We start from the raw sequence: 25783 nt of genomic DNA on the forward strand, positions 1-25783 counted from the left end.
ACATTAGTGTAGATTCGGTGTCTCGTGTATGGGGTCGCTCAGGGTTCAGCAGCGTTTGGCAGGTCAGGCGAATGGCCCTGGCCCGATAACACATACCCTGTCCGAAGCCTTTCCCGACACGGCGACCGACGCGGCAGCTATGGGGTTCGTGCTTGCCCGTTTGCCACGCAGCACCGCCCCGATCCTGTGGGTGCAGGACCTCCTGTCGCGCAAGGAGGCGGGGCGTCCTTATCTCGCAGGGATTGGCGCGGATCGCCCGCTGATCATGGTCGATCTGTCTCGCGCTGTGGATGTGCTTTGGGCGATGGAGGATGGATTGCGATGCAAGGCATTGGGTGGCGTGATTGGCGAGGTGTGGGGCGATCCTGCGGCACTCGATTTCACCGCGACCAAGCGGCTTGCGATGCGGTCCGAGGCGGCGGATGTGCCCTGCTGGCTGATCCGGCGCGCGGCATCGCCCGATCTGAGTGCCGCACGCGAACGTTGGCGCATCGCGTCGCTGCCTGCCGCAACGCATCCGCACGACGCACAGGCGCCGGGCCTGCCGCGCTGGTCGCTCGATCTCTTCCGCTCACGCCGCCGTCCGCCGGGCCAATGGGTGGCGACCTATGACCGGGCGGCGGATAGTCTCGATATCGCTGCCCCAGTTCGCGATGGAGCGGTGGCAACGGGTGATGGAGCGGCAGGGCAACGCGCCGCCGGATGATATCCCAATCGTACTGGCGCGGGAGGGGCATCATGGCCCCGTCATCCATGCCGCGAACCGGGCCGCGCGCCTCAATGGCATCCATCCAGGGTCACGCGTTGTCGATATGCGCGCGATCTGCCCGGAATTGCAGGTGGAATATGCTGACCCAGTCGGGGATCAGGCGGCGCTGGACCGGCTGGTGCTTTGGGCGCGGCGCTGGTGCCCTTGGACCGTGCGCGATGGCGAGGATGGACTGATCCTCGACACCACCGGCTCTGACCACCTGCTGGGCGGTGAGGCCGCGATGCTGGTGGAGATGGAGACGCAATTGTCCTTGCTTGGCCTCTCCGCGCAACTGGCCGTGGCACCGACATGGGGTGCTGCCTGGGCTTTGGCGCGGTTTGGGCCGGTCCGGTCGATTTGCGGGCCGGATGAGGTGGGGGTGAAGCTGGGTGCTTTGCCTGTCACCGGGTTGCGGCTCGATGGTGAAACCGTGCTGCTCTTGCGCCGTTTGGGGTTGAAAACCATCGGTGCGGTTATGGATGTGCCGCGCCTGTCACTGACCCGACGCTTTGTGAAAGCGGGGTTGGAGGCGAACCCGCTGATGCGTTTGGATCAGGCGTTGGGCAAGCTCGCGGAACCTGTCGCCAGCGTCGATGCGCAGCCGCGTTTCCGGGTGCAAAGCCGGTTAGCCGAGCCGATCTTTGACCCCACGCCTTACCTGCCGGAATTGTGTGAGAACCTGTGCGAGGTGTTGAAACAGGCAGGGCAGGGCTGCCGCAGGTTGCATCTGACCGTTTACCGCACGGATGGGGATGTGAGCCATGTGGATGTAGCGACCTCGGCCACGACCCGCGATCCGGGGCATTTGCATGGGCTCTTCCGCGACAAGGTCGAGCGGATCAATCCCGGTTTCGGCTTTGATCTGATCACGCTGGAGGCGGGCGGCGTTGAGGAAATGCAAGAACGCCAGAACCGGCTGGATGGCGGGTCGGATGACGATCTGCACCTGACCCGGCTGGTGGACAGGCTCAGCGCGAAATTCGGGGCCCACGCGGTGACCCGGCCTGTGTTGCGCGAAAGCCATATCCCCGAACGGGCCGAGGGGCAGGTGGCCGCCTTGGCGACCATGGTTGAGACGGGGGAAGCGGTGGCGAAAGAGCGCCCCCTGCGCCTGTTCGATCATCCCGAAGAGGTGCGCGTGCTTTATGCGGTGCCCGAAGGCCCGCCCGCGCAGTTTGTGTGGCGGCGGCAGACCCACCGAGTCGCACGCTATGCCGGGCCGGAACGGATCGCGCCGGAATGGTGGAAAGATCGGCCGGGTACAAGGTTGCGCGACTATTTCAAGGTCGAGGATCAGGCGGGGCGGCGCATCTGGCTTTATCGCGAAGGTTTGCACGAGGATGGGCGCGGCGGTGACCCGCGCTGGTTTGTGCATGGGTGTTTTGCGTGATGAGGTGGGCGTCTTTATTGGCGCGGGTCCTGAAAGGGCCCGGGCCGCGCCCGACCCTCCCCCCGGGAGGGCGCATTTCATGCACCCTGCGCTCCCGCGCGCTACGGCCTCAAAAGGTCCACTGGACCTTTTGCGAGACGGCCTTCGCCCCAGGGTCGGGCGCGGCCCTAAGGTCTCGCCATGCCTGAAATGGACAACCAGCGCCCACGGCGCACAATCGAAGACGATGGGTTCACACCCAATGCAAAAGCTCCTTTCGTCGAACTCGGCCTCACCACCTGTTTCTCCTTCCTGCGCGGAGCATCCGACGCAGTAGACCTCGCCACGACGGCCAACGCTTTGGGCTACGACAAGCTGGGCTGCGCCGACCTGAACACCATGGCCGGTGTTGTCCGGCTCCATGCCGAGGCGCTAAAGGCGCAGATCACTCCGGTGATCGGTTGCCGTCTGCAACTGGTCACCGGTGAGGAATTCCTCGCCTATCCGCGTGACCGTGAGGCTTACGGACGGCTTTGCATGCTGCTCTCAAAAGGCAAGATGCACGACACTAACGGTGAATGGCAGGCCAAGGGCGTCTGTGACATCACCCTGGGTGATCTCGCCCAGCACAGTGAACGCGTCCAACTCATCGCAATCCCCGGCCCGCAAATCGACCATTTCGAGGCCGGGTTTCGCCGCCTGAAACGCGCCTTGCCGACGCTGAAACACATCGCGGCAAGTTACCTTTACCAGGGTGACGACCGGGCGCGGATCAACCGGCTGGATAGCCTCGCCAAGGCGCATGGCCTGTCGATCCTTGCGACAAATGACGTCCGCTACCACGCGCCCGACCGGCGGCCGCTACAGGATGTGATGACCTGCATCCTGCACAAGACGACGATCCACAAGGCGGGGTTTTTGCTGGACGCCAACGCCGAACGCTACCTGAAATCGCCGACCCAGATGGTCCAGCTTTTTGCCGACTGGCCCCACGCGATCCGGGCCACGCGCGATGTGGCGGATGCCTGCGATTTCGACCTGCGTGAACTGGCTTATGAATACCCCAAGGAGACGGTGCCGGAAGGGCGCACGCCGCAGGAATACCTTGAGGAACTCACATGGGCAGGGGCCTCACAGCGCTACCCGGATGGCGTGCCCGCGTCGCTGAAAGAGACGCTGCGCAAAGAACTGACCCTGATCGGCAAACTGGAAATCGCCCAGTATTTCCTGACAATCCAACAAGTTGTGAACTACGCCCGTTACGACTGCAAACCGCCGATCCTGTGTCAGGGGCGGGGATCAGCTGCCAATTCCGCCGTCTGCTACGTGCTTGGCATCACCGCCGTGGACCCGGACAAGAACGACCTCCTCTTTGAGCGGTTCATTAGCGAGGAACGCAAGGAACCGCCCGATATCGACGTCGATTTCGAACATGAACGGCGCGAGGAGGTGATCCAGCATATCTACGACAAATACGGGCGCGACCGGGCCGCGCTTTGCGCGACCGTAATCCACTATCGCCCCCGCATGGCCGTGCGTGAGGTGGGCAAGGTCATGGGGCTTTCCGAAGACATCACCACGGCGCTTGCCAAGACGATCTGGGGATCCTGGGGGCGTGAGGTCGGCGCAAAGGAGGCGGCGGAGGCAGGCATCGACCTCAAAGACCCGCTGATGGCCCGCACGATAAAGCTCGCCGATCAGATGATCGGGATGCCCCGCCATCTGGGCCAGCATGTGGGCGGGTTCATCCTGACCGAGAAGAAACTTATCGAGACGGTGCCCGTTGGCAACGGCGCAATGCCCGACCGCACGTTCATCGAATGGGACAAAGACGATATTGATGAGCTGCGCATCCTGAAGGTCGATGTGCTGGCCCTCGGCATGCTCACCTGCATCCGCAAGGCGTTTGACCTGATCGAGGCGCATTATGGAGAAAAGCTGACCCTCGCGAGCATAAAAGGCGGCGACAAAGCCACCTATGACATGCTCTGCAAGGGCGACAGCCTCGGCGTCTTTCAGGTCGAAAGTCGGGCTCAGATGAACATGCTCCCCCGCCTGAAACCCCGCGAATTCTACGACCTCGTCATTCAGGTCGCCATCGTCCGACCAGGCCCCATTCAGGGCGATATGGTGCATCCTTACTTGCGCAGGCGTAATGGGCTAGAGGCCGAGGATTACCCATCCCCCGCACCGCCGCATGACCCGGATGAACTGCGCCAGGTCCTCTCACGTACCAAGGGCGTGCCGATCTTTCAGGAACAGGCGATGAAACTCGCCATGGTTGCCGCCGAATTCAGCCCCGATGAGGCGAACCAGCTGCGCAAGGCGATGGCGACCTTCCGGTCCAAGGGAACTATCGGAGAACTCGAAGACAAGATGGTCAGCCGCATGATCGCGCGCGGTTATGAACCGGAATTCGCCGCGCGCTGTTTCAACCAGATCAAAGGCTTCGGCGATTACGGCTTCCCCGAAAGCCACGCGGCGAGCTTTGCGCATCTGGTCTATGTGTCCAGCTGGATCAAATGCCACTACCCGGATGTGTTCTGTGTCGCACTTCTGAACTCTCAGCCCATGGGATTCTATGCGCCCGCGCAAATCGTCCGGGATGCGCGCGAACATGGGGTCATCGTGCGCGCAGCGGATGTGAATTACTCCAACTGGAACAACACTTTGGAACCTGTCGGCCCCGACACCTTTGCCGTCCGCCTCGGCCTGCGTCAGATCGATGGGGTACGCGAGGATGCAGCGCACCGGATGATGGCCGAACGCCACACGCCCTTCACGGATATTGCTGATCTGAAAAAGCGCGCGCGGGTCGATGCAGGTACGATGCGCAAATTGGCCGCTGCGGATGCGTTCCGGTCCATGACGCTCGACAGGCGGCAGGCGCTCTGGGATGCGCGGGCGCTCCGAGATGCCCCGGACCTGCCACTTTTTGCAGAGAAAAAGGATGAGGGCGAGGAAATCCGCTTTGATCTGCCCCAGATGCCGGTTTGTGAACATGTTGTCGCCGATTACCAGACGACACGCCTGTCACTGAAGGCGCACCCCATATCTTTCCTACGCAAAAGTATGGCCAAACAGGGCTACACCCGCACTGACGAACTCAAGACCATGCGCAATGGCCAATCGCTGAAACTCGCTGGCATCGTCCTGGTCCGCCAGCGCCCCGGTAGTGCGAAAGGCGTCTGCTTCATTACGGTCGAGGATGAAAAGGGCGTCGCCAATCTGGTTGTCTGGCCCAAGGTGATGGCGGCCTATCGCAAGGTGATCATGCAGGCCCGTGTCATCGATGTGCGGGGCATCATTCAGAAAAGCGATGATGTGATCCATGTGGTGGCCCACCACCTGACGGATCGCAGTGACGCGCTGGCGCGGCTGTCAAACGATGTGATGGAGCCGCCCTTGGCCCATGCGGACGAGGTCAAGCGCAATATCGATGTCGATCACCGCATACGCCATCCGCGCGATGTGCGGGTGATCCCGAAGTCACGGGATTTTCACTAACCACAAGGCCTCAAAAGCAAACATTATCAGATGATTAGTCCACCGAACGTGTTCCCCGCGGGGAAGGTTTCTCAGAAAGCGCCAAACCACGTCGCCAACATGAGCGTAACCAGCAGCGCCACCACCGGGATCGCTACGGCGACGACAAAGATCGGGCCATAGGCCTCGCGATGAGTCAGCCCCGCAATCCCCAAAAGTGTCACCACTGCCCCGTTATGAGGCAATGCGTCCAGCCCACCTGTCGCCAGCGCCACGATCCGGTGCAGGGCGGCGGGGTCCATCCCTTCGGCCAATGCGGCTTCCAGGTAGCGCGGGCCAAGTGTGTCGAGCGCGATCGACATACCGCCGGACGCCGACCCGGTCAGCCCGGCAAGCAAACTGGCCGAGGCTGCGAGGCTCGTGAGTACCCCGCCGGGGATGTCGTTGGTCAGCGCGTTGACGGCTGCGAAGGCAGGCAGGCCCGCAACCACCGCGCCAAAGCCCACAAGTGCTGCGGTGTTAAAGAGCGGCAGCAAGGCCGCCTGCGATCCGGCGCTCAGCGTTTGGCGCGGCTCCTCAAGCCGGGTCCATGTCATCGCCAGCAGCAAAAGCATGGCCAGCGTGATAGCCCCGATCAGCGCCCAGACGCCAATGACGTCGGAGGCCGTCACGCCGCCCCATGCTGGATCCGCGAGATAGGATAGATCGACGCGCGGCAATACCATCTCGGCCAAAATCCAATTGGCCGCAAAGACAGTCAGGATGGGCGCAACAGCGCACCAAAGCGGGGGCAGGTTGGGGATTGGTCGGTCAGTACCCGTTTCAGACAAAGCAGGCGAGACAGGCGCCTCCGCGCGCGCTGCAAGTTGTAGATAGGCCAGCCCTCCCAAAGCCATAATCAGCCCGGCAATGATCCCCAGACCGGGTGCCGCAAAGGCTGTCGTCCCGAAATAGGGCATCGGGATCGCGTTCTGGATCGCGGGTGATCCGGGCAAAGCGCTCATCGTGAAGGTAAAGGCGCCTAGTGCGATAGCCGCTGGGATCAGGCGCTGAGCGATCTGTCCTTCGCGGAAGAGCGCGACAGCCAGCGGATAAACCGCAAAGGCCACCACAAAGAGCGACACGCCGCCATAGGTCAGGACCGCGCATGACAGCACAACGGCAGGCAAGGCCTGTGCGGGGCCAAGGCGCGCGACGATAAAGCGCGCGAGCGCCATGGCCGCCCCTGAATCCTCCATGACCTTGCCAAAGACGGCCCCCAGCAGGAAGAGCGGCAGAAACGCGATCACAAATCCGCCCGCTGCGGGCATAAAGCGTTGGGTCAGCGTGGCAAAGATCGGATCAGCCGCCAATCCGGCGGCAAACAAGGCCATCACCTGTGCTGCCAGCAGCACGGGCCAGCCGCGATAGACGGACCAGATCAACAGGCCCAACGGCAAAAGAAGGGTCAACAGGATCGACATTTTTGCGGGCCTCAGCGAGGCTGGAATGCGGTTGCGGTATCACTTTGCCGCAGTGCAGCAAGACTTGCAATCGTTGCGGTCGCCCCGGTGCTCACATGTCGCGGTGCGTATCCAGATATGTCCGTACGCGTTCGAGCGCGGGCAGCAATTCGGTGAACAGTTCAGCCCCCAGATCGTCCGCCATCTGCCGCAATGGGCCGTCCATGCTGCTGATGGCATCCCGCTGCATCTGCCGGCCTGCGTCAGTTAGAAAAACGACCTTGCTGCGCCCGTCTGTTTCATGCGGGGCCATGCGGATGAAGTGCCGTTTTTCCAGCACGGCCAGCGTATGGGTCATCGTCGTCTTAGGCACTTGAAACGCATTCGCGATGGCGAGCGGTGTCTTGCCGTCCCCCAAACGGACCAGATGGTTGAGCACCGCGAAATGCGACACATGCAGCCCGTCGGGCAGGCGGGCCTGAAACAAGGCGCTGCTGAGCTGATTGATGATCCCGATCTCGTTAAAGAACTGAAACAGCGCCTTGTCTTCTGTGTTCATCCGGCCCTCAGATCAATTTGGCCTCAAGCGGCCAGCGCGGGCTTGGCCCAATCGCTACGCCATAGCCCAGACGGCACAGCATTTGCACGGTCTCACCCTCTTGCGCAAGCATCTGGTGGATCTGTGCATAGTGCGAGGCCATTTCGGGGTATTCCTGCAGCGCCTGGCTGAGCGGTTGCATACCGACCCCAAACGCTGTTGCTGCAAGGTTCAGCCTGACCCAGTCACGGCCCGCGTCGATCTGATCAAAACGGGTGTTTCCCGTCGTGGTCTGCCAAAGATGCCCCATCGCCGTCTGCGCGTTTTCCAGGACCGCAGCTTTGCCTTGCGCAAACATCGTTGATGTAGGGTCGAGCGTGCCTTCGCGTGTCATCAGACCCAAAGCGCCAAGGGTTTCGAACATCGGCCCGGAGAAGTCGATGCCGTCGGGGTTTGCCTCGATCTCGGCCTTCCCGATCCGGAAGAGATCGACGCTTTCTTTGAATGCATGCGGTGTCTCGATCTCGACGATCAGCGCGTCGGTCGTGATCTTCCGCAGGGCCGCGATACCACTGTCGCTGACATCGCCCGCGATGCGGCTGCCGTGACGCGCGGCGGTTTGGATCGCTGCAAGTGTTTCAGGCTCAACTTTGCGAGTTGTATCGAATGGTTCCTTATTCGAACGGCGCTGCATCACATGGGCGAAAAGAGGATCGGGTGTGGTGCCGCTTTCCTGCCGAAATGTGGCAATGGCGACAGGCCGGTCATCCAGAGCGGTGATGTCCGCGCCTTCGGGAAAAACCTCCAGATCAACCGCATAGCCGTCTTCCGCCGCCGCCATGACCATCAGTTCCAGAAAACAACCCAGCCCGATCGTGATCTGCCGGTTCAGCGGGTCCGTATGCGGCAGCAGCCGGGTCCGATTCACATGCAGAACCACCTTGTCGGGGATTGAAAGGTCAACAAGCCAAGGCTGTTGATTATGCGGGTTGGGCGCGAGGATCGCATAGGACAGCGCGCGCCTGCGTGGCTCTTGATAGAGCGCGCCCGCATCCCCCCATGGGGCGAGCGCGTTGGTCGGTTGCCGGGTCGCGATAGTGCCAAAGGTCGCGGTCGCCGCCAGAACAACGCCGCCACCGGCCAGGCTCAGGAATTTGCGTCTTTGCATGTCGAATCTCCATATAGTACGATATCGCACTATATGATCCGAAATCGAACTAAATCAACCCCCATGCGATTATTCGTGACGGCACCTGGTGCAGCGGCTAGGTAAGACGGAACGAAACCGCGCGGCGTCGCGGAAGGAAAGCGCATGACCCAAACACCCAGCAAAACGAGCTATGACGTTGTCATTGTGGGCGGGGCCATGTTTGGCTCCGCAGTCGCTTGGTTTCTGGCCGATAACCCGGATTTTGATGGCAGCATCCTCGTGGTTGAGCGGGACCCGACCTACGAGTTCGCCTCGACCTCGCACACCAATTCCTGCATGCGCCAGCAATTCAGCGAAGCGATCAATGTGCAGGTATCGCAATTCGCCGCCGATTATGTGAAGAACTTCCGCCGCTTTATGGGCGATGACCCACGCGTCCCGCAGCCAACCCTGCAGAGCTTTGGATATCTTTACCTTGCGGATACAGAAGCCTTTGCCGCCAGCTTGCGTGCGGCTCAGGAAATTCAGGCAGCTTGCGGGGCCGGGACACGTCATATGACGCGGGATGAGATTGCAGAGACGTACCCATTCTATCAACTCGACGACATCATCGCAGGTAACCACAACCTTGTTGATGAAGGATACTTTGACGGCGCGACGCTGTTTGACTGGTGGAAGCGCGCCTCCCGCGAGCGGGGGGTGGAGTACCTCTCAAACGAAGTTGTCGCGATGAACCGCAATGCTGCCAACACCCGCGTCGAAAGCGTGATCCTGAAGTCAGGAGAGGTGATCAGCTGCGGAGCGGTCGTCAACGCGTCCGGGCCCCGCGCGGTGCTGACGGCCCGAATGGCGGGGATCGACATCCCCGTCGAGCCGCGCAAACGCTATACATATATCTTCGAGGCCGAAACGCCCTTGGACCAAGACCTGCCACTCACCATTGATCCGTCGGGTGTGCATATGCGGACGGATGGGCGCTATTACCTTGCAGGCTGTCCTCCAGACGACGACCGGGCGGTTGATTACGATGATTTCGTGGCCGATCATTCTTTGTGGGAAAACAAGGTCTGGCCCGTCCTCGCGCACCGCATACCGCAATTTGAGGCAATAAGGTTGCGCAATTCATGGGTTGGGCACTACGCCTACAATACGTTCGATCAGAACGCGATCCTGGGGCCGCACAGCGAGATAAGGAACTTCATTTTCTTGAACGGCTTTTCGGGTCATGGCTTTCAGCAATCCCCGGCCATGGGGCGCGGTACGGCAGAGTGGATCACTTATGGCATTTACCGCTCGCTTGATCTGACACCTTTTCACTATGACAGGATCGAAAAGGGTGCGAAATTCGTGGAAAAGGCCGTGATATGAAGATGCCGACAAACAGCTTCCTCAATGCGCTGCGCAATGGGGACAAACAAATCGGGCTATGGGTGAGCATGGCCAGCAGTTATGCCGCCGAAGTGACTGCCGGTGCCGGCTACGACTGGCTGGTGGTTGATATGGAGCACAGCCCCGGCAGCGTGGAAACGACGCTAAGCCAGCTGCAGGCCGTCGCACCCTATCACGGCACCGCAATAGTGCGAACCCCTTGGAATGACCCGGTGATGGTCAAGCGGCTTTTGGATATTGGCGCGCAAGGCATCCTGTTTCCGATGGTCCAAACGGCGCAAGAGGCGCAGGCAGCCGTCGCGGCGACACGCTATCCGCCTGACGGCATCCGTGGTGTTGCGGGCTCGATGCGCGGTAGCCGGTTTGGCCGGATCGACGATTACTATGCCAAGGTAAACGACGTGACTGCTGTCATCGTGCAGGTCGAAACCTTGTCAGCCCTGCAGCAAGCGGAAGACATTGCAGGCGTTAAAGGTGTTGATGGCATCTTCTTTGGCCCGGCTGATATTGCCGCCGACATGGGCCTTATTGGCCAGCCGATGCATGAAGAGGTTTGGGCGGTGATTGTCCCAGTCGCACGCGCATTGATGGCGCGTGGCATGCCAGTCGGCACGTTGGTCACGGACCCGGAATTTGCCACCACGCTCTTGACCGAAGGTTTTACATTTGTCGCTTGCGGAACGGATACAGGGCTTTTGAAGAAAGCAACGGACGAATTGCTAGCGCAGATGCGGCAAGTGACGAAGGAATAACAATAATGATGAAAAAACTGGTGTTAACGGGTGCCGCTGGCACGCTTGGCTCTTATTTACGCGAGCCGCTATCCAAGATGTGCCAGACACTAGTCTCAACAGATATCGTCGATCACATTGGTCCACTTTACCCCGGTGAGACTTATGTCCAGGCGGACCTAGCCGATTTAAACGCTGTAGAAGGCTTTGCTAAAGAGGCTGATATGGTTGTCCACTTCGGGGCCATCGCAGATGAGGCGCCATGGGAAGATATCCTGCAATCCAATATCATTGGTGCCTATAATGTGTGGGAAGCCGCCTATCGTCATGGCGTCAAACGTGTCGTCTATGCCAGTTCGGTCCACGCTGTGGGCATGCATAAAAAGACCGACACAATTGGCCTTGATGCACCGCATCGGCCGGACACCTATTACGGGCTCGCGAAGTGCTTTTCTGAGGATCTGGCCAGCCTTTACTGGGACAAGCGCGGCATTGAGGCGGTGTGTCTGCGGATATTCTCATGCGCGCCGGCCACGAATGCGCGCAGCATTGGCACTTGGCTGTCCTATGACGACATGATTCATCTGGTCGAACGGTCCATCGACAGCCCAGTTGTGGGCTTCACGATTGTCTACGGCATCTCGAACAATGACCGGGCAGTGGTGGACAATACCAAGGCGGGCCATCTCGGTTACCGGCCCAAGGACAATGCGGAGGTCTTTGCAAAGGAGGTCTTCGCCGAAACCCCTCCGCTCAATAACAAGGATTTGGGCAATCTCTGCATTGGCGGCCCCTTTGCTACGGTTGAATTGGGGAATTCCGGTTTGGCTGCGCTGAACATCGTGGATGACCACAAGGAGAATTAGGTTTGTTTACTTGCCACTGCCTTTGCGGGTTGGCCCACATACATTCCCGCAAAGATCAGCGCGACGCCGGTGATGCGCGCCAAGGGGTTGCCCGGTGCGCCCATGATCAGGTCAAGCAGCACACCTGAAATCATCTGCCCCGCGATGATTAGCATGGCCGTTTGTGCCGCGCCAATCCGTGGGATCAGCCAACTGCCCGCCGCGATGAACACAACACCAACGGGTCCGCCCAACCAGGCCCACCATGGGGCGGCGAGCGGGTCACCCGCGAACAGACCGCCGAACAGCAAGGCAGCAGCGGTGATAAAGGCTAGCCCCACGATATGGTTCCAGAACGAGGATTCCATCGCAGAGGTCGAGAGCGCCAGCCGCCCGTTGATTTGTCGGCTGAGCGAGACAAGCGCGCCCGCCAGCACCGCGAGGGCTGCAAAGACGATCATGCGCTGCGTCCAAAGAAGATCAGGATCACGCTGCCGAGAAGGATCAGCGCCAGCGCGCCGTAATCGCGCGCGCTGGGCATCCGCTTTGGCAGGCCGAAAAGCCCCCGCATATCGGCAAAAAGGCTAAATAGCACTTGTCCCGCCAGACCAAGCGCGATCGTGCCGGAAAGCGCCAAAGCGGTGTTCATCGTGGCCGAGGTCAGCATCACCGTGATCCCGCCTGACACCCCGCCCAGATAGGCCCAAAGCGGCGGGCGGGTCGCCGAGACGCGTTTCGGACGTAGGATGAGCAAAAGAAGGAGTGCCGCAAATGTCCCCGTCAGATGCGGCACCCAGGACGCAAAGAAAAGCGACCCGTGAACGGCCAAGGTTCCGTTGAAAAGAACCATCAGCGTCAACAGACCGCCTGCACCGAATGCAGCGGCAAAGTGATAGAGCCGTGGAACATTTGCTGACATTTGGACGATCTGTCACATGAAGAGAACGGAACGCAACCGATTTTCTTGCCCGCGTCAGGGCGGTTTGGTTCAATGAGCCCGCCGCTTCATCGCCGAATGCATCATGCGTCCCATTGCAATCAGTCTCGGTAAGTCTGAATGCGCCGTCTGAAGTCTTTGCATAACATCTGCATAGCCGTCGTTGCTGGCCAAAAGTCTCAGCTTTCTGCCGTCAGAGAACGTTAGCGTGATCCCGGTTGCCGGGTTCTTCCCTGCGAACTCAGCGCCGATGATTGAACTCAGCGGATAGGTGCGCCGTCCGCGCAGAAACCCCCGCTTTACGATGTCGGAGGGGGACAATTCGATACGCGTGCGCGTACTCGCAAGAAGGATGATCGAAAACGCCGAAAACGCGCACATGAGGCCAAAACCCAGCCAGTTTTCGAAAGTCTGTTCGGTTGGATCTGGAAGGACGGCCAGCCAGAAAAACACGGCACCGCCGCCGAAGAAAACGAGGGTCCAAAGCGCAATCGACACATTGCGGCGTGGTGGTTTCATGATCAGGACATCATGTGATCCGATGCCGGTCTCGTGGCTGCGGCTCGCAACCTTAGCCCGCGTTTGCCAGCCGGCAAAAGTCGCCTCCAACTGCTTTCGCGCGACGCGCGTGAACAAACGCGTATGAAGCCGATAGGAGAACCACGCAAACAAAATGACAAATGCGAACCAACCGGGATGTGCTATCAGAAAGGCGAAAGCATCAACACGTTCGCTAAACCAGTTCTGCATCTTTCAGTTCCTACGGGGTTCTTTGGTTCTCGGATCGCATGTCCGGTGAAAAAGCGTCGCAACGGGCGAACGAAGTGTCCGCATAATGTGTGCATTCGGTAGTAGCAATGATGCAGCAGGCCGTTCGGTCAGCTTTTTGAAGAGGCGCGGATTCTCTGCACGCGTTGGACTGCGCCGAAATGCTGCGCCTTCTTGGCAGGGCGCGAGGTTTTGATGTGACGTAATTGGTGAACGAGCTTGCGGTCGGTGCCCGGCAGGCGACGGGCGGACTGGGCCACGACCCATCCGGGAAGCTGTTCGACCGCGAGGGCATGAAGTGCCAGCCGCTTTTCGCGTTCGGTCAGGTCCTCATATGGCAGGGTGCTACGTTTTTTGCGTGTCAGATCAATAGCTAACGCAATGAGGTGGGGCGCATCCGTATCGTCGGGTGGAGCAGTGATCGCACGCTGATATGCAGCGGGCAGGCCCGTTTCAAGATCGCGAAAGCGACGCATCGCAACCATGTGCAAGAAAATGCAAACGACGGCCACACTCATTAACAAAACACTAACACCGACAGTCAAAATTGGTCCTCATCACTGCTCCTAAGGCCGTGATATCGTTCGCATAAGGTGATAATTAGACGAAATATGTTCATTCTCGGTGTTTTTCGAAGACGCCGCCCTTGTGACGCCGCGACCATCGCCGATCAGGCGTTGACACACCCAGATTCCTGTCTATAAGCCGCGCATTCATTGGTGTTGGTGGCCCTCGTAAGAGGAAACCTGTCGCCCCGGCAAAATCCGGGGAGGAGGACAACGCCCTTCTAAAGCCTGAAGAAGGAGATCAGCCGTGACCAAACGCACTGCTGCCAAGTATAAAATTGACCGCCGCATGGGCGAGAACATCTGGGGTCGCCCCAAATCCCCCGTTAACCGCCGCGAATATGCGCCCGGCCAGCACGGCCAGCGCCGCAAGGGCAAGCTGAGCGATTTCGGCATCCAGTTGCGCGCCAAGCAAAAGCTCAAAGGCTACTACGGCGACCTGACCGAAAAGCAGTTCCGCCGCATCTATGCCGAGGCCGAGCGGGTCAAAGGTGATACCGGTGAAAACCTGATCGGTCTGTTGGAGCGTCGTCTGGACGCTGTCGTCTACCGCGCGAAATTCGTGCCAACCATCTTTGCGGCCCGTCAATTCGTGAACCACGGCCATGTGACCGTGAACGGCAAGAAGGTGAACATCCCTTCCTACCGCGTCAGCGAAGGTGACGTGATTGCCGTGCGCGACAAATCCAAGCAGTTGGAAATCGTACTGGTCGCCAGCCAACTGCCAGAGCGTGACGTGCCGGATTATATGGAAGTCGATCACTCAAAAATGGCGGCCACCTTCGTGCGCACACCTGGTCTGGGCGATGTCCCTTACCCGGTCACGATGGAACCAAACCTGGTCGTCGAATTCTACGCGAAGAACTAAGCCGTTCTTCTGCCGAAACATCAAAAAGGCCGTCCTTGGGGCGGCCTTTTGCATGTCAGCGCCGGGTTAGGGCGCATCCTCGCGCAGCTTCCGTCGGATTTCCTTGCGGAAGGCCTTCGCGCGCTCTTGCTGCCTGTTCAGCAGGACGCCGAGGAAATAGGCCGTCAACGCGGCACCAATCAGCGCGACACCGCCCTCAAAGACCAGCTCAACCAGGAATTCCTCAAAACCCCCACCGATATAGTCTTCAAGCGGCAGGGCGGACAGCAACTTTGACATTGCGACCGCCACGATCCCAACGCCCAGCCCGACCCAGAGGAAGAACATGTGTACCCGTGTTGCTGCGGTGACCTCATCAACCTCTTCGGGATGTTTGCGAAAATAGGCCAGCGCTTCGTCTGACACGGTGATCTTGTTTGAAGTCAGGATCTCAAAGAAGAGAGCCTCGCGATCTGCTTCGCGCCCCTCGCTTTCGATATCTGCCCGCTCTGCCATCCGACCCTCCATGTGACAATTTCCTTCATAACCTAGCGGCGGAAGCGGACGTGCCCAGCACGCGCGAAGGGAGTTGCAAATCCCGCAGGCAAAGTCGCATTGTGAGACGCAAGGCAGAGTGAGGATTTAGCGCATGACCGACCACCAAGTTTACGGCCGTATCGACGGCCATATTGTCATGATTGGTTTCGGCTCAATCGGGAAGGGGACGCTGCCGCTGATCCAGCGCCATTTTGACTATGATACTGACAAATTTAGCGTCATTGATCCCGATCCAAACAGTGCCGCATTTCTGGCGGATGCTGGCATCACCTATCACCAGGTAGCTTTGACCCCGGAAAACTATCGCGAAGTGCTGCGCGCACGCTTTCCTGATGGCAAAGGGTTCTGTGTGAACCTTTCGGTCGATACGTCCTCGCTCGACCTCATGAAGTTCTGCCGTGAGCTTGGCGTGCTTTACATCGATACGGTGGTCGAGCCATGGGCGGGCTTTTACTTTGACACAACCGATAATGCGGCACGTACCAATTACGCCTTGCGGCAGGCCGTGCGGGATGAAAAGGCCGCCAATCCCGGCGGCACCACGGCGGTCAGTTGCTGCGGCGCCAATCCCGGCATGGTCAGCTGGTTCGTCAAGGAAGGCCTGATGACGCTCGTCCGCGATCTGGGACGCGACGATCCGATCCCGCAGGATCGCGGCGGTTGGGGCAAGCTGATGCAGTCGCTCGGGGTAAAGGGCGTGCATATCGCTGAACGCGACACGCAGGCCCGTGACAAGCCGCGTCCGCGCGATGTGTTTGTGAATACGTGGTCGGTGGAGGGGTTCATCGCCGAAGGGTTCCAACCGGCGGAACTGGGCTGGGGCACCCATGAGACATGGATGCCCGACAATGCGCATGGCCATGAAGCCGGTTGTCAGGCGGCGATCTGGATGGAGCGCCCGGGGGCGATCACCCGCGTGCATACCTGGTGTCCGACGCCGGGGCCGCAATTCGGGTTTCTGGTGACCCACAACGAATCCATCAGCATCGCTGACTACTTTACAGTCGGTGATCCGGCTGCGCCGGAGTTTCGCCCCACCTGTCACTACGCCTATCATCCCTGCGATGATGCGGTACTGAGCCTGCATGAGATGTTTGGATCGGGTGTGCAGCAACAGGTGCATGAGATTATGGACGTGGATGAGATCGTCGAAGGGATAGACGAACTGGGCGTGCTTCTCTACGGGCACGAAAAGAACGCGCTCTGGTTCGGTTCGCGCCTGTCGAATGATGAGACGAAGGCGCTCGCCCCTTACCAGAACGCGACGGGCTTGCAGGTGACCTCTGCCGTACTGGCGGGCATGGTCTGGGCGCTGGAAAACCCCGAAGCCGGGATTGTTGAGACCGATGAGATGGACCATGTGCGCTGTCTTGAAGTGCAGACACCCTATCTCGGCCCGGTTGAGGCGCATTACACCGACTGGACCCCGCTGCAGGACCGTTGGGAGCATTTCCCTGAGAACCTCGATCACAGTGACCCGTGGCAATTCAGGAACGTGCTGGCGACTTGAATGCTTGGCGCCCGCATCCATAAGGGGGCAACGCCATGAATGCTGATACCTTTGTAGATCAACTGCGCATCTTGGGCGCTTTGGAAGAGGGCCCAGCAACCGATCGTGTGCTTGACGCATTCAAGGCAGTTGCGCGCGAAGATTTTGCCGGGCCCGGGCCGTGGAAGCTGCGGTCTCCGCATGAGGGGTTCAGCCTGCCGGTCCAGGTGACGCCTGATGCCGACCCCAAATGGCTCTATAACGCTGTCCTGATCGTTATGGACGAAGAAAAGGGCATCAATATAGGCGACCCGGTGTTCTGGGCACGGCGGTTCTTGCGCGCCGATATCAAACCGGGCGCGCGGATTCTGCAGGTCGGTACCGGGGTTGGCTATTACACCGCCATTCTACGCCAGTTGGCGGGCCCGGAAGGGCGGGTGTTGGCGTATGAAGTTGAAAGTGACTTGGCTAAGCGTGCCGAAAAGAACCTTGCGCATTGGCCGAATGTGACGGTCCGGCATGGGAACGCGGCCACTGACCTTGAGGATGATGAGGATTTCGACCTTGTTGTCGCCTTTGCCGGTGTCACCCATATTCCTGACATATGGTCGTCCCGGCTCGCGGCGGGTGGGCGCGTCCTGGTGCCGTTCACGGGGGCTGATTGGTGGGGCGCGACGATCCTCGCAGAAAAACGTGGTGACGGGTTCGAAGCAGTGACGCTTGGCCGGTGTGGTGTTTATCCCTGCGCAGGCGCGCGGGACGACGCGTTGGCTGACCGCATTACCGCCTTGTTTCGCGATGCTTCCCGCCTTGCGGATTGGCGGCTGCGGATTGTGACAGAGAACGGTGCTATCCGCATAGAGCCTTCAACCTGACTGATGCTGAAAATCGCCGAAGTGGCCGCTATCCAGTTTCAGCGGTAAGCCGTTTGGCCAGGATGCCGATCAGGATCACGGCAATGACGAGAAACGCAGCGCCGATTGTCCAGGCGGTAGGTGTGGAGTAAACCTCCGCGATGGCCCCTGCCAAAATCAGGCCCAAAGCTGCGCCAAGTTGCTGTATCAGCGACCTCAGAGACAGCATTGTCGAGCGCTGGCGGTCTTCGACGCATCGATGAAGAATGGTACTGGCTGGCGTCTCAGAAATACCAAGGGCAATGGAATAGAGGACAAAAACCGGCAAAAAGCCGACGATGTTGCTCTGCAAAGCCAATGCGATCTGAACGCCTGCCATGCAGGCAAAAGCCACTGCAAGGGTCATTGCGTGGCGCCGCCTGAAAAGCCGATTGATATGCGGTGACAGCCAAGCACCGAACGCGATTGAGAAGAAGTAGGTCGCGGTCAGGACGCCAATAATCGTGTTTGCATAGCCCTCCTCCAACATCGGTTTTGCATGGGTCGGCCAGAGCACCTCGACCGGGTTGGTCGCCATGAGGAAAAACGCCAGAGCGGCCAAAAGCAACGACAGCGCTGGATGTCGCAAGGCGAGAAGGCTCGCTTCTTTGACTACCAATGGTACGGTTGCGAACCCTTGTTTCAGCGCTTGAGGGTTTAGCGGGCGCGGTTTTTCGACGATGAAGAAAACGGTGTAAAGGAACACGCCAAGCATGACTGCCAAACTCGCGGCGTAGGACACGTCATAGACGCTGACGCCCAATCCCTCTGCCGAAGCGCCAAAGAGATCGGGCAGAAGCCCTCCAAAAACAGCCCCCACCGCCAAGCCTATGGCATTGGCCCATTGCGCTTTTGCAAGCGCGGGTTGCACATCCACATTGGGTGCCGCGGCTTTGAAGGTCTCAACGAACCACGCGTCAAGCGTGCCTGACCGCAGCGCACGCCCAAAACCGATGAAGGCAAATGAGAGCGCAAGAACGTAGAAATCACTTGTCGACAGAAAGAGTGCGAGCGAGATCAAGCTGGCGACGACCGCCGCCAGAAAAACCGGCTTGCGTCCAATGGCGTCGGCCAATCCGCCGAACGGGAGTTCCAGCGCCATGGTCGTCAGCGAGTAGATCCCAAAAAGCAGCGAAATCTGGAAGAGGTCTATTCCACGGTCGGTCAACGCCAATGCAACAACGGCAACCGTCAAACCCATCGCAAATCGATCGAGAAACTGGTGGATTTGAAACACCCGGATGTGCCGTCTCGCTGGACCGGTCAGCGCAGCAAAGGAGAACTCCAATTCGGTTGCCATGGCCGCACCTTCTGCTCTGCAGGCAACTTGCGCAATACCTTCGCGGGGCTGATGTTTATCTGGTGTGCACCAGGGTCGTTCGAACAAGCGCGGCGAACGCCCCGTTTGTCAGTGAAGCGGGCCTTCGCAGTAGTCGCTTGTCCTTATTGCTTCATTGCCTTGCACCGTCCGGGCGCGCTGCGGTCACTTCAACCTCAACAAGGAATTCGGGCCGGGTAAAGCCGGTGACGATTAGGAGTGTTGACGCGGGAAGGGTATCGCGGGGGCCAAGCCAGGCATCGCGTGCGGCCATGTAATCGGCCATATGCGCGCGGTCGGTGACGTAGGCGGCGATGCGGATCACGTCGCCCGGCCCCATGTCCGCTTCAGCTAGGATTGCGGCACAGTTCTCAAAGCAAAGCGCGGCTTGCGCCCGCGCGCCTTTTGGCACTGAACCATCCGCTGCCAGCGGCAACTGCCCCGATGTCATCGCGATCCGCCAACCGGCAGGTAAGGCGATGCCATGGGCATATCTCCCAAAGGGTGCGGCAATCGTCGTCGGGTTCAGCGGGTTCAGCGCCATATCCTTGCTCCTCTCACCTGTCGTCGCGCAAGCCCGTCTTATCCGTCCAATGATTGAGCCTGCAACGGTGGATGAATGACCGTCTGCACAGGTTTTCAGCAGAAGGCTCGCTCTGTTGCCTACCATTTGGGCGGCTTCGGCGTTAACCTTTTGGAAACTGTCACTGCACTTGTGCCCCAACGTCACCCTGTCTTGTCTTGGGGCATCATTACCAGGGGATTGTTATGACAAAACGCGTCACTTCTGCCTGTGCCGCATCGGCCATCCTGTTTGGCCTGGCGACACAAGCATCTTCACAGGAACTCACACCGGTCACCTTCGGCACCAACTGGGTCGCCCAGGCCGAGCATGGCGGCTTCTACCAATCCGTGGCCGATGGCACTTATGCGGAATGTGGGCTTGACGTAACGATCCTGCCCGGCGGGCCGCAGGTGAACAATCAGGCTTTGATGCTGGCGGGTCGGATCGATTTCTACATGGGCGGGCATCTGGACGCTTACTTTGCCGTCGCTGAAGGGTTGCCCATCGTGAACGTCATGGCGTCCTTCCAGAAAGACCCGCAGGTTCTGATGACCCATCCCGGAAAGGTCGATAGCTTTGCGGGCATGCAAGAGGCCGATCTGACGATGATCGTGCAGGACGCGGCCACCTATTATGAATGGATGAAGGCCGCATATGCCTTTACCGATGAAGTGCGCCAACCCTACACGTTCAACTCCGCACCGTTCCTCGCGAATGAAGACAGTGCGCAACAGGGATATCTGTCCTCCGAGCCCTTCGCGATCCTGAAGGAGACGGGGATCGAAGTCGATGTCTGGCTGATCGCCGATGCGGGCTATGATGCCTATTCCACCACCATCCAGACCAAGCAGGAGATGCTGGATGAGCAGCCGGAGGTCGTGAGGTGCTTTGTGGAAAGCTCTATTCTGGGGTGGTACAACTATCTTTATGGGGACAACAGTGCAGCCAATGAACTGATCCTGTCGGACAACCCCGACATGACGCAGGACAAGATCGATTTCGCCATCGAAGCGATGATTGCAAACGGAATCGTCGATAGCGGTGATACATTGGACCTGGGTATTGGCGCGATGACTGCGGAACGCTCGGAATCGTTTTACAACGACATGGTTGAGGCGGGCGTCTTGCCTGCGGGGCTGGAATTCACCAAGGCCTATGATCTGACATACATCAATCAGGGCTTGGGGCTTGAACTGCGACCGGAGTAAGCTGCCAGCATGCCTGTTGCCCCGTTAGGAGAACGCGCCGCGATCCTGCACATGCGGGAGGTCGACAAGACCTTCAGCGGGCAGGTCGTGGCGCTCCGCCGCATGTCACTGCAAGTGAATGAAGGCGATTTCATCTCGCTTCTGGGGCCATCGGGTTGTGGGAAATCCACAGCCCTGCGGCTGATCGCGGGGCTGATGCCACCCACACTGGGCCGGATTGAGTGGGAGGCGGGTGCAGGTGCGGATGACATTGGTGTGGTGTTTCAGGAACCCACGCTGATGCCTTGGGCGACGGTCGAAAAGAACGTGTTTCTGCCGTTCCGTTTGCGGGGTCAGCGGTTTCCTGCGGTACGCGACCGGATTCACGAGGTGCTGGCGCTTGTGGGCCTGGAGAAATTCGCCAAGAGCTATCCGCGCGAATTGTCCGGGGGCATGAAGATGCGCGTGTCCATCGCGCGGGCCATTGCGACCAACCCGCGGCTGATCCTGATGGATGAGCCCTTCGCCGCATTGGATGAAATCACGCGCCAGAAGCTGAATGATGACCTGTTGGCGTTGAAAGCGAGCACCGGGGCGACTGTCATCTTTGTCACCCATTCGGTCTTTGAAAGTGTGTTCCTGTCGGACCGCATCCTTGTCATGGCCGCACGCCCCGGACGTGTCATCTCGGAAATAGAGGTCACCGCACCTTATCCGCGCGGCCTCGAATGGCGCACATCGCCCCGCTATGGCGAAGTTGCGCGGCAGACGTCAGATGCGCTGAACGGCGCGCTTCATCCGGTCGGAGGCCTCGTCGCATGACAATCAGCACAGATACCGAGACCGCAAAGCATGTGGCCCATGACAAAGGCCCCATGTATGACGCCGATGAGGAGCGACGCGCGCGGCGCAAGCGCAACGAAGAGATCGCGAAATACGTGATACCGGTCGTTGTGATGTCGCTCGCCATCTGGTTCTGGGACAGGCTGGTCGTCTGGAACGAGATCGAGCCCTACATCCTGCCGCGCCCAGGCCTGGTTCTGTCGACCCTGATCGAGGATTGGGGGACCTTATCTTCGTCCCTGTTGGTGACGTTGCAGATCACGGGGCTGGCTTTGCTTGTCGCCGTGGTGGGCGGAGTGGGCCTCGCGGTGCTGTTCTCGCTGTCTCGCTTTGCCGAGATGTCGTTTTCGCCCTTTGCCGTGATCCTGCAGGTGACGCCGATTGTCTCCATCGCGCCGCTGATATTCATTTATGTCGAAAGCAGGCTGGTGGGGTTGCTGCTGTGCGCGTGGATTGTCGCGTTCTTTCCGATCCTTGCGAATACGACGCTGGGGCTGAAATCGGCGGATCATAACCTGCGCGATCTGTTCACGATTTACCGGGCCAATCGTTGGCAGCGTCTGGTACATCTACAGTTGCCCTCGGCGCTGCCTTACTTCCTCGGCGGCTTGAAGATTGCCGGAGGGCTGGCTCTGATCGGTGCTGTCGTCGCCGAATACGTGGCAGGCACGGGCGGGATCGGGTCAGGCCTTGCCTTCCGTATCCTCGAAGCGGGCTACCGACTGCAGATCCCGCGTATGTTTGCGGCGCTGATCCTGATCGCGGTGACCGGTGTGATCATCTATGCAACAACCTCACTGATCGCGCATTTCGCGCTTCGCAAGTGGCACGAGTCCGCGTTGAAAAGAGAGTAAGTCATGCCATTGCCGACAATACCCGATGGCCCGGTGCAACTGGACAATCTGCGCGTGCCTGCCGCCTGTTTAGGTGCGGGGCAGGGGTTGGTAGAGACCACATTGACTCTTGCTGATGGGCAGATTGTGGACGCAGTCGAAGGTGCCGCACGGATCGATATGGGTGGCGCCATCGCGTTCCCGACCTTTGTCGACATGCACACACATCTCGACAAGGGGCATATCTGGCCACGCAATCCAAACCCCGATGGCAGTTTCGAGGGTGCCCTTGGGGCCGTACGCTGCGATACCGCGGCGCATTGGTCAGCTGAGGATGTAAGGGCGCGCATGGAGTTCTCGCTGCGTTGTGCTTACGCCCATGGGACACGCGCGATCCGCACGCATCTCGACAGCCACGCGCCGCAGGACGCGATCAGTTGGGGGGTCTTCCCGGAAGTACGCGCGGCATGGGCGGGCAAGATCGATCTGCAGGCGGTCTGCCTTGTCGCCTGCGATTATGCGCTGACCGATGAATTCGCGACCACCGCCGATCTGGTCGCCGGTGCCGATGGTGTCCTTGGCATGGTCACCTATCCGGGCGACAATCTACAGGCACAGCTTGACACCTTCTTCGCGGCCGCTGAGGCGCGCGGTCTGGCTGCCGACTTTCATGTGGATGAGACGATGGACCCGACCGTCAACACCCTGCGCGACATCGCCCAGACGGTCATCGATCGCGGCTTTGACCAGCCGGTCGTCGTTGGCCATCTTTGTTCGCTTTCGGTGATGGACGAAACCGAGGCACTCCATACGCTGGATGTCGTCGCGCGCGGGGGTCTGCATGTGGTCAGCCTGCCCATGTGCAACATGTATCTGCAGGATCGCCACGCCGCCCGCACCCCGCGCAATCGAGGTATTACGTTAGTGCATGAAATGACGGCGCGGGGTATTCCGGTCAGCTTTGCATCCGACAATACCCGCGATCCGTTCTACGCCTATGGCGATATGGATATGCTGGAGGTGATGCGCGAGGCGACCCGGATCGGCCATCTGGACCATTCCGTTGTCGACTGGACACACGCCTATCTGCAAAACCCCGCCGCCGCCTGCGGCTTTGCCGCGCCCAGCCTACGACCCGGCGCTCCTGCCGATCTGGTTATCTGCAACGCCCGTAGCTGGACCGAGCTTTTCGCCCGCCCACAATCCGACCGGATCGTCATCCGGGGGGGGCAGCAGATCGACCGTACCTTGCCCGACTACGCCGAACTCGATCACCTGATGGAGACAGCATGAACATCGCCGCCGCAATCGCCGCCCTGACAGAGATGGGCATTGAGACCGACACGAACCCGGCCAGCGTGAAGGCCAAAAGCCGGGATTTCTTCTGGTATTCGCCGGTGCTCAAGGATCGGCTTGACCACGTGGTCGCCGATTTCGTGGCGACGCCAAAGAACGAGGCGGAGGTCATATCGATCCTCAAGACCTGCTACGCCCATGACGTCCCGGTCACCACGCGAGGGACAGGGACGGGCAATTACGGGCAGGCCATGCCGCTGGCTGGCGGGTGTATCCTGCATCTCAACCAGATGAACGCGGTCAAGGACATCCAACCCGGTCGCTTGATCTGTGAGCCCGGTGTCCTGCTGAAAGACCTTGACGCGGCCTGCAATGAAACGGGGCAGGAAATCCGCATGTATTCGTCCACATGGGCGACGGCGACGATTGGCGGCTTCATCGCGGGTGGCTCCGGCGGGATCGGGTCGGTGCGCTGGGGAAGCTTGCGTGACCCCGGCAACATCATCCGTCTGCGGGTGGTGACGATGGAGGCGGAGCCGCGGACGCTGGAGATTGCTGGCGACGATCTGCACCGCGTCAGCCACGCTTACGGGACCAACGGGATCATCACCGAAATCGAAATCCCCCTCGCCCCGGCCTATGAGTGGAAGGGCATCTTCCTCGCCTTTTCGGATTTCGACGAGGCGCTGCAGTATAGCTATGATCTCGCCTCCTGCGACGGGTTGCTGATCAAACTCGCCACCGTATTCGAAGCACCTATCGCCAAGGATTACTTCCAGCGTGTGGCACCGCATGTCGAAGAGAACGACGCGCTTGTTGCCCTCATGGTCGCCCCCCACGCCATGCCGGGGTGGGAGACCTTTACCAAGGGCTATCCCGGTGCCCGCACGATCTATGTACAAGGGGAAACCGACTGGCCGCGCGACCCCGGTCTGGTCTTTGAATATGGCTGGAACCACACGACCTTGCGAGCGCTCAAAGTCGACCCATCGATCACCTATCTGCAAATTGCCTATGGCACAGACGACCCCATCGCCTTGGTCAAGGCAGTGAAAGAGCGGCTGAGCCCCGAGGTGCTGCAGCATATCGAAGTGACCCGCATGAACGGCAAAGTAGCGATGGGCGGCCTGACGCTGGTGAAGTTCACCACCGAAGAACGCCTCGACGAAATTATCGCCATCCATGAAGAGATGGGGGCGATGAACTTCAACCCGCACCGCTACACGCTGGAAGAGGGCGGGCGGCAATCGGTCGATGAACGGCAATTGGATTTCAAGCGCGAGGCTGATCCAAAGGGTCTTCTGAACCCCGGCAAGATGATCGCCTGGGACGATCCCGACTGGTCCTATGACCGCATGTATGCGTGGCCCGGCCTGCAGCCGAAAACAGCGGCAGAATAGATGGCCCGCGCCTTTGTCGTTTTTGCCCATCCTGTTCCTGAAAGCCTGAACGCGGCGGCGCATCAGGTAGTGGTTGAGACGCTGACGGAGCGGGGCTGGGAGGTGGATGATTGCGATCTATATGCCGAAGGGTTCGACCCGGTTCTCAGCCGGGAAGAGCGTGAGAATTACCACGACACAACGATCAATTGCGGCCCAGTGCAGCCCTACGTCGATCGGATGCGCGCGGCAGATGCTTTCATCCTGTGCCATCCGATCTGGAATTTCGGTTACCCGGCAATCCTCAAAGGTTTCTTTGACCGGGTGATGCTGCCGGGCGTGGCCTTTGATCTTCAGGACGGCAAGATTTCGGCGTGTCTCAACAACATCCGCAAGATCGCTGCGGTGACAACCTATGGCGCGACACCGATGCGGGCGTTCCTCGCGGGTGATCCGCCGAAACGGCTGTTCAAACGGGCCGTTTGGGGCACAATCAGACCTGAAAAGATGCGCTACATCGCGCAATATGACATGAACAACATCACACCCGCAGGCTGCACCGCGTATCTGGCCCGGGTCAAAAGGGAAATGGAGGCATTCTGA

At 59.7% G+C, this 25783-nt stretch carries 25 protein-coding genes; 15 read left to right on the forward strand and 10 right to left on the reverse strand.

All coding sequences use genetic code 11. The features are described from left to right. Nucleotides 1-28: 28 nt before the first annotated feature. The 3 genes from SLH49_RS05875 (at nucleotide 29) to SLH49_RS05885 (ending at nucleotide 5627) form a co-directional block, all read left to right on the forward strand. On the forward strand, nucleotides 29-706 hold the full coding sequence (locus SLH49_RS05875) for a hypothetical protein (RefSeq protein WP_320268210.1): 678 nt from the start codon (nucleotides 29-31) through the stop codon (nucleotides 704-706). Beyond that, nucleotides 654-2141, forward strand: coding sequence for a DNA polymerase Y family protein (locus SLH49_RS05880; RefSeq protein ID WP_320268211.1), 1488 nt, complete (start codon nucleotides 654-656; stop codon nucleotides 2139-2141). The genes SLH49_RS05875 and SLH49_RS05880 overlap by 53 nt, the downstream gene beginning before the upstream one ends. Before the next feature lie 180 nt (nucleotides 2142-2321). Continuing rightward, complete coding sequence (locus SLH49_RS05885; protein WP_320268212.1) at nucleotides 2322-5627, forward strand: error-prone DNA polymerase; 3306 nt, start codon at nucleotides 2322-2324, stop codon at nucleotides 5625-5627. Between the two features lie 71 nt (nucleotides 5628-5698). Here SLH49_RS05885 and SLH49_RS05890 read toward each other — a convergent pair whose 3' ends face one another. The 3 genes from SLH49_RS05890 to SLH49_RS05900 all read right to left on the reverse strand — a co-directional run bounded on the left by SLH49_RS05890 (nucleotide 5699) and on the right by SLH49_RS05900 (nucleotide 8754). After that, nucleotides 5699-7069, reverse strand: coding sequence for a GntP family permease (locus SLH49_RS05890; RefSeq protein ID WP_320268213.1), 1371 nt, complete (start codon nucleotides 7067-7069; stop codon nucleotides 5699-5701). A 91-nt stretch (nucleotides 7070-7160) separates the two neighbouring features. Continuing rightward, the gene (locus SLH49_RS05895) at nucleotides 7161-7607 is read right to left on the reverse strand and encodes a MarR family winged helix-turn-helix transcriptional regulator (RefSeq protein WP_320268214.1); all 447 of its coding nucleotides are present in this window, start codon (nucleotides 7605-7607) and stop codon (nucleotides 7161-7163) included. 7 nt (nucleotides 7608-7614) lie between these two features. After that, nucleotides 7615-8754: an Acg family FMN-binding oxidoreductase gene (locus SLH49_RS05900; protein WP_320268215.1), complete on the reverse strand. Its 1140-nt coding sequence runs from the start codon at nucleotides 8752-8754 to the stop codon at nucleotides 7615-7617. Nucleotides 8755-8898: 144 nt separating this feature from the next. On the opposite strand from SLH49_RS05900, the gene SLH49_RS05905 reads away from it, so the two are divergent. The 3 genes from SLH49_RS05905 to SLH49_RS05915 are packed head-to-tail and all read left to right on the forward strand — an operon-like array spanning nucleotide 8899 to nucleotide 11722. Next, complete coding sequence (locus tag SLH49_RS05905) at nucleotides 8899-10104, forward strand: FAD-binding oxidoreductase (RefSeq protein ID WP_320268216.1); 1206 nt, start codon at nucleotides 8899-8901, stop codon at nucleotides 10102-10104. Beyond that, the gene (locus SLH49_RS05910) at nucleotides 10101-10877 is read left to right on the forward strand and encodes an HpcH/HpaI aldolase/citrate lyase family protein (protein WP_320268217.1); all 777 of its coding nucleotides are present in this window, start codon (nucleotides 10101-10103) and stop codon (nucleotides 10875-10877) included. The genes SLH49_RS05905 and SLH49_RS05910 overlap by 4 nt, the downstream gene beginning before the upstream one ends. Nucleotides 10878-10885: 8 nt before the next feature. After that, a complete protein-coding gene (locus SLH49_RS05915; protein ID WP_320268525.1) occupies nucleotides 10886-11722 on the forward strand; it encodes an NAD(P)-dependent oxidoreductase in 837 nt (278 codons plus the stop codon). Here SLH49_RS05915 and SLH49_RS05920 read toward each other — a convergent pair. The 4 genes from SLH49_RS05920 to SLH49_RS05935 form a co-directional block, all read right to left on the reverse strand. After that, on the reverse strand, nucleotides 11719-12162 hold the full coding sequence (locus SLH49_RS05920; RefSeq protein ID WP_320268218.1) for a DMT family transporter: 444 nt from the start codon (nucleotides 12160-12162) through the stop codon (nucleotides 11719-11721). The genes SLH49_RS05915 and SLH49_RS05920 overlap by 4 nt on opposite strands. Beyond that, complete coding sequence (locus tag SLH49_RS05925; RefSeq protein WP_320268219.1) at nucleotides 12159-12620, reverse strand: DMT family transporter; 462 nt, start codon at nucleotides 12618-12620, stop codon at nucleotides 12159-12161. Before SLH49_RS05925 ends, SLH49_RS05920 begins: the two co-directional genes overlap by 4 nt. A gap of 69 nt (nucleotides 12621-12689) precedes the next feature. Next, the gene (locus tag SLH49_RS05930) at nucleotides 12690-13388 is read right to left on the reverse strand and encodes a hypothetical protein (protein ID WP_320268220.1); all 699 of its coding nucleotides are present in this window, start codon (nucleotides 13386-13388) and stop codon (nucleotides 12690-12692) included. A 128-nt stretch (nucleotides 13389-13516) separates the two neighbouring features. After that, nucleotides 13517-13882 carry a hypothetical protein gene (locus SLH49_RS05935; protein WP_320268221.1) on the reverse strand — a complete coding sequence of 122 codons (366 nt, stop codon included), beginning with the start codon at nucleotides 13880-13882 and terminating at the stop codon, nucleotides 13517-13519. 337 nt (nucleotides 13883-14219) lie between these two features. Between SLH49_RS05935 and rpsD the strand changes: the two genes are divergently transcribed. Next, the gene (rpsD, locus tag SLH49_RS05940; protein ID WP_320268222.1) at nucleotides 14220-14840 is read left to right on the forward strand and encodes a 30S ribosomal protein S4; all 621 of its coding nucleotides are present in this window, start codon (nucleotides 14220-14222) and stop codon (nucleotides 14838-14840) included. A 66-nt stretch (nucleotides 14841-14906) separates the two neighbouring features. On the opposite strand, the gene SLH49_RS05945 is transcribed toward rpsD, so the two are convergent. Beyond that, on the reverse strand, nucleotides 14907-15335 hold the full coding sequence (locus SLH49_RS05945; RefSeq protein ID WP_320268223.1) for a hypothetical protein: 429 nt from the start codon (nucleotides 15333-15335) through the stop codon (nucleotides 14907-14909). Between the two features lie 133 nt (nucleotides 15336-15468). Here SLH49_RS05945 and SLH49_RS05950 point away from each other — a divergent pair, with 133 nt between their 5' ends. Continuing rightward, nucleotides 15469-16887 carry a homospermidine synthase gene (locus SLH49_RS05950; RefSeq protein WP_320268224.1) on the forward strand — a complete coding sequence of 473 codons (1419 nt, stop codon included), beginning with the start codon at nucleotides 15469-15471 and terminating at the stop codon, nucleotides 16885-16887. Between the two features lie 35 nt (nucleotides 16888-16922). Then, on the forward strand, nucleotides 16923-17741 hold the full coding sequence (locus tag SLH49_RS05955; RefSeq protein ID WP_320268225.1) for a protein-L-isoaspartate O-methyltransferase family protein: 819 nt from the start codon (nucleotides 16923-16925) through the stop codon (nucleotides 17739-17741). Between the two features lie 28 nt (nucleotides 17742-17769). Here the strand turns inward: SLH49_RS05955 and SLH49_RS05960 are convergent, their stop codons facing one another. Next, nucleotides 17770-19059: an MFS transporter gene (locus SLH49_RS05960; protein WP_320268226.1), complete on the reverse strand. Its 1290-nt coding sequence runs from the start codon at nucleotides 19057-19059 to the stop codon at nucleotides 17770-17772. A gap of 151 nt (nucleotides 19060-19210) precedes the next feature. After that, the gene (locus SLH49_RS05965; RefSeq protein ID WP_413785267.1) at nucleotides 19211-19621 is read right to left on the reverse strand and encodes a RidA family protein; all 411 of its coding nucleotides are present in this window, start codon (nucleotides 19619-19621) and stop codon (nucleotides 19211-19213) included. Nucleotides 19622-19845: 224 nt separating this feature from the next. Between SLH49_RS05965 and SLH49_RS05970 the strand changes: the two genes are divergently transcribed. From SLH49_RS05970 to SLH49_RS05995, 6 genes are read left to right on the forward strand one after another with little or no spacing between them, the layout of a single operon-like run. Beyond that, a complete protein-coding gene (locus SLH49_RS05970; RefSeq protein WP_320268227.1) occupies nucleotides 19846-20850 on the forward strand; it encodes an ABC transporter substrate-binding protein in 1005 nt (334 codons plus the stop codon). Between the two features lie 9 nt (nucleotides 20851-20859). Next, nucleotides 20860-21651, forward strand: coding sequence for an ABC transporter ATP-binding protein (locus SLH49_RS05975; protein WP_320268228.1), 792 nt, complete (start codon nucleotides 20860-20862; stop codon nucleotides 21649-21651). Next, a complete protein-coding gene (locus SLH49_RS05980; protein ID WP_320268229.1) occupies nucleotides 21648-22526 on the forward strand; it encodes an ABC transporter permease in 879 nt (292 codons plus the stop codon). The genes SLH49_RS05975 and SLH49_RS05980 overlap by 4 nt, the downstream gene beginning before the upstream one ends. 3 nt (nucleotides 22527-22529) lie before the next feature. Further along, nucleotides 22530-23798 (forward strand): cytosine deaminase, encoded by a 1269-nt coding sequence (locus tag SLH49_RS05985; protein ID WP_320268230.1) that lies wholly within the window; start codon nucleotides 22530-22532, stop codon nucleotides 23796-23798. Continuing rightward, the gene (locus SLH49_RS05990; RefSeq protein WP_320268231.1) at nucleotides 23795-25201 is read left to right on the forward strand and encodes an FAD-binding oxidoreductase; all 1407 of its coding nucleotides are present in this window, start codon (nucleotides 23795-23797) and stop codon (nucleotides 25199-25201) included. Before SLH49_RS05985 ends, SLH49_RS05990 begins: the two co-directional genes overlap by 4 nt. Then, the gene (locus SLH49_RS05995) at nucleotides 25202-25783 is read left to right on the forward strand and encodes an NAD(P)H-dependent oxidoreductase (protein ID WP_320268232.1); all 582 of its coding nucleotides are present in this window, start codon (nucleotides 25202-25204) and stop codon (nucleotides 25781-25783) included. It abuts the gene before it with no gap.

This window comes from Cognatiyoonia sp. IB215446 (genome assembly GCF_033963825.1).
Classification (GTDB): domain Bacteria; phylum Pseudomonadota; class Alphaproteobacteria; order Rhodobacterales; family Rhodobacteraceae; genus Yoonia.

What these genes read in the sequence shown, in the direction of transcription:
- SLH49_RS05875 (WP_320268210.1), top strand. Translation starts at nt 29, where the DNA reads ATGGGGTCGCTCAGGGTTCAGCAGCGTTTGGCAGGTCAGGCGAATGGC.
- SLH49_RS05880 (WP_320268211.1), top strand. Translation starts at nt 654, where the DNA reads ATGGAGCGGTGGCAACGGGTGATGGAGCGGCAGGGCAACGCGCCGCCG.
- SLH49_RS05885 (WP_320268212.1), top strand. Translation starts at nt 2,322, where the DNA reads ATGCCTGAAATGGACAACCAGCGCCCACGGCGCACAATCGAAGACGAT.
- SLH49_RS05890 (WP_320268213.1), bottom strand. Translation starts at nt 7,069, where the DNA reads ATGTCGATCCTGTTGACCCTTCTTTTGCCGTTGGGCCTGTTGATCTGG.
- SLH49_RS05895 (WP_320268214.1), bottom strand. Translation starts at nt 7,607, where the DNA reads ATGAACACAGAAGACAAGGCGCTGTTTCAGTTCTTTAACGAGATCGGG.
- SLH49_RS05900 (WP_320268215.1), bottom strand. Translation starts at nt 8,754, where the DNA reads ATGCAAAGACGCAAATTCCTGAGCCTGGCCGGTGGCGGCGTTGTTCTG.
- SLH49_RS05905 (WP_320268216.1), top strand. Translation starts at nt 8,899, where the DNA reads ATGACCCAAACACCCAGCAAAACGAGCTATGACGTTGTCATTGTGGGC.
- SLH49_RS05910 (WP_320268217.1), top strand. Translation starts at nt 10,101, where the DNA reads ATGAAGATGCCGACAAACAGCTTCCTCAATGCGCTGCGCAATGGGGAC.
- SLH49_RS05915 (WP_320268525.1), top strand. Translation starts at nt 10,886, where the DNA reads ATGAAAAAACTGGTGTTAACGGGTGCCGCTGGCACGCTTGGCTCTTAT.
- SLH49_RS05920 (WP_320268218.1), bottom strand. Translation starts at nt 12,162, where the DNA reads ATGATCGTCTTTGCAGCCCTCGCGGTGCTGGCGGGCGCGCTTGTCTCG.
- SLH49_RS05925 (WP_320268219.1), bottom strand. Translation starts at nt 12,620, where the DNA reads ATGTCAGCAAATGTTCCACGGCTCTATCACTTTGCCGCTGCATTCGGT.
- SLH49_RS05930 (WP_320268220.1), bottom strand. Translation starts at nt 13,388, where the DNA reads ATGCAGAACTGGTTTAGCGAACGTGTTGATGCTTTCGCCTTTCTGATA.
- SLH49_RS05935 (WP_320268221.1), bottom strand. Translation starts at nt 13,882, where the DNA reads ATGCGTCGCTTTCGCGATCTTGAAACGGGCCTGCCCGCTGCATATCAG.
- SLH49_RS05945 (WP_320268223.1), bottom strand. Translation starts at nt 15,335, where the DNA reads ATGGCAGAGCGGGCAGATATCGAAAGCGAGGGGCGCGAAGCAGATCGC.
- SLH49_RS05950 (WP_320268224.1), top strand. Translation starts at nt 15,469, where the DNA reads ATGACCGACCACCAAGTTTACGGCCGTATCGACGGCCATATTGTCATG.
- SLH49_RS05955 (WP_320268225.1), top strand. Translation starts at nt 16,923, where the DNA reads ATGAATGCTGATACCTTTGTAGATCAACTGCGCATCTTGGGCGCTTTG.
- SLH49_RS05960 (WP_320268226.1), bottom strand. Translation starts at nt 19,059, where the DNA reads ATGGCAACCGAATTGGAGTTCTCCTTTGCTGCGCTGACCGGTCCAGCG.
- SLH49_RS05965 (WP_413785267.1), bottom strand. Translation starts at nt 19,621, where the DNA reads ATGGCGCTGAACCCGCTGAACCCGACGACGATTGCCGCACCCTTTGGG.
- SLH49_RS05970 (WP_320268227.1), top strand. Translation starts at nt 19,846, where the DNA reads ATGACAAAACGCGTCACTTCTGCCTGTGCCGCATCGGCCATCCTGTTT.
- SLH49_RS05975 (WP_320268228.1), top strand. Translation starts at nt 20,860, where the DNA reads ATGCCTGTTGCCCCGTTAGGAGAACGCGCCGCGATCCTGCACATGCGG.
- SLH49_RS05980 (WP_320268229.1), top strand. Translation starts at nt 21,648, where the DNA reads ATGACAATCAGCACAGATACCGAGACCGCAAAGCATGTGGCCCATGAC.
- SLH49_RS05985 (WP_320268230.1), top strand. Translation starts at nt 22,530, where the DNA reads ATGCCATTGCCGACAATACCCGATGGCCCGGTGCAACTGGACAATCTG.
- SLH49_RS05990 (WP_320268231.1), top strand. Translation starts at nt 23,795, where the DNA reads ATGAACATCGCCGCCGCAATCGCCGCCCTGACAGAGATGGGCATTGAG.
- SLH49_RS05995 (WP_320268232.1), top strand. Translation starts at nt 25,202, where the DNA reads ATGGCCCGCGCCTTTGTCGTTTTTGCCCATCCTGTTCCTGAAAGCCTG.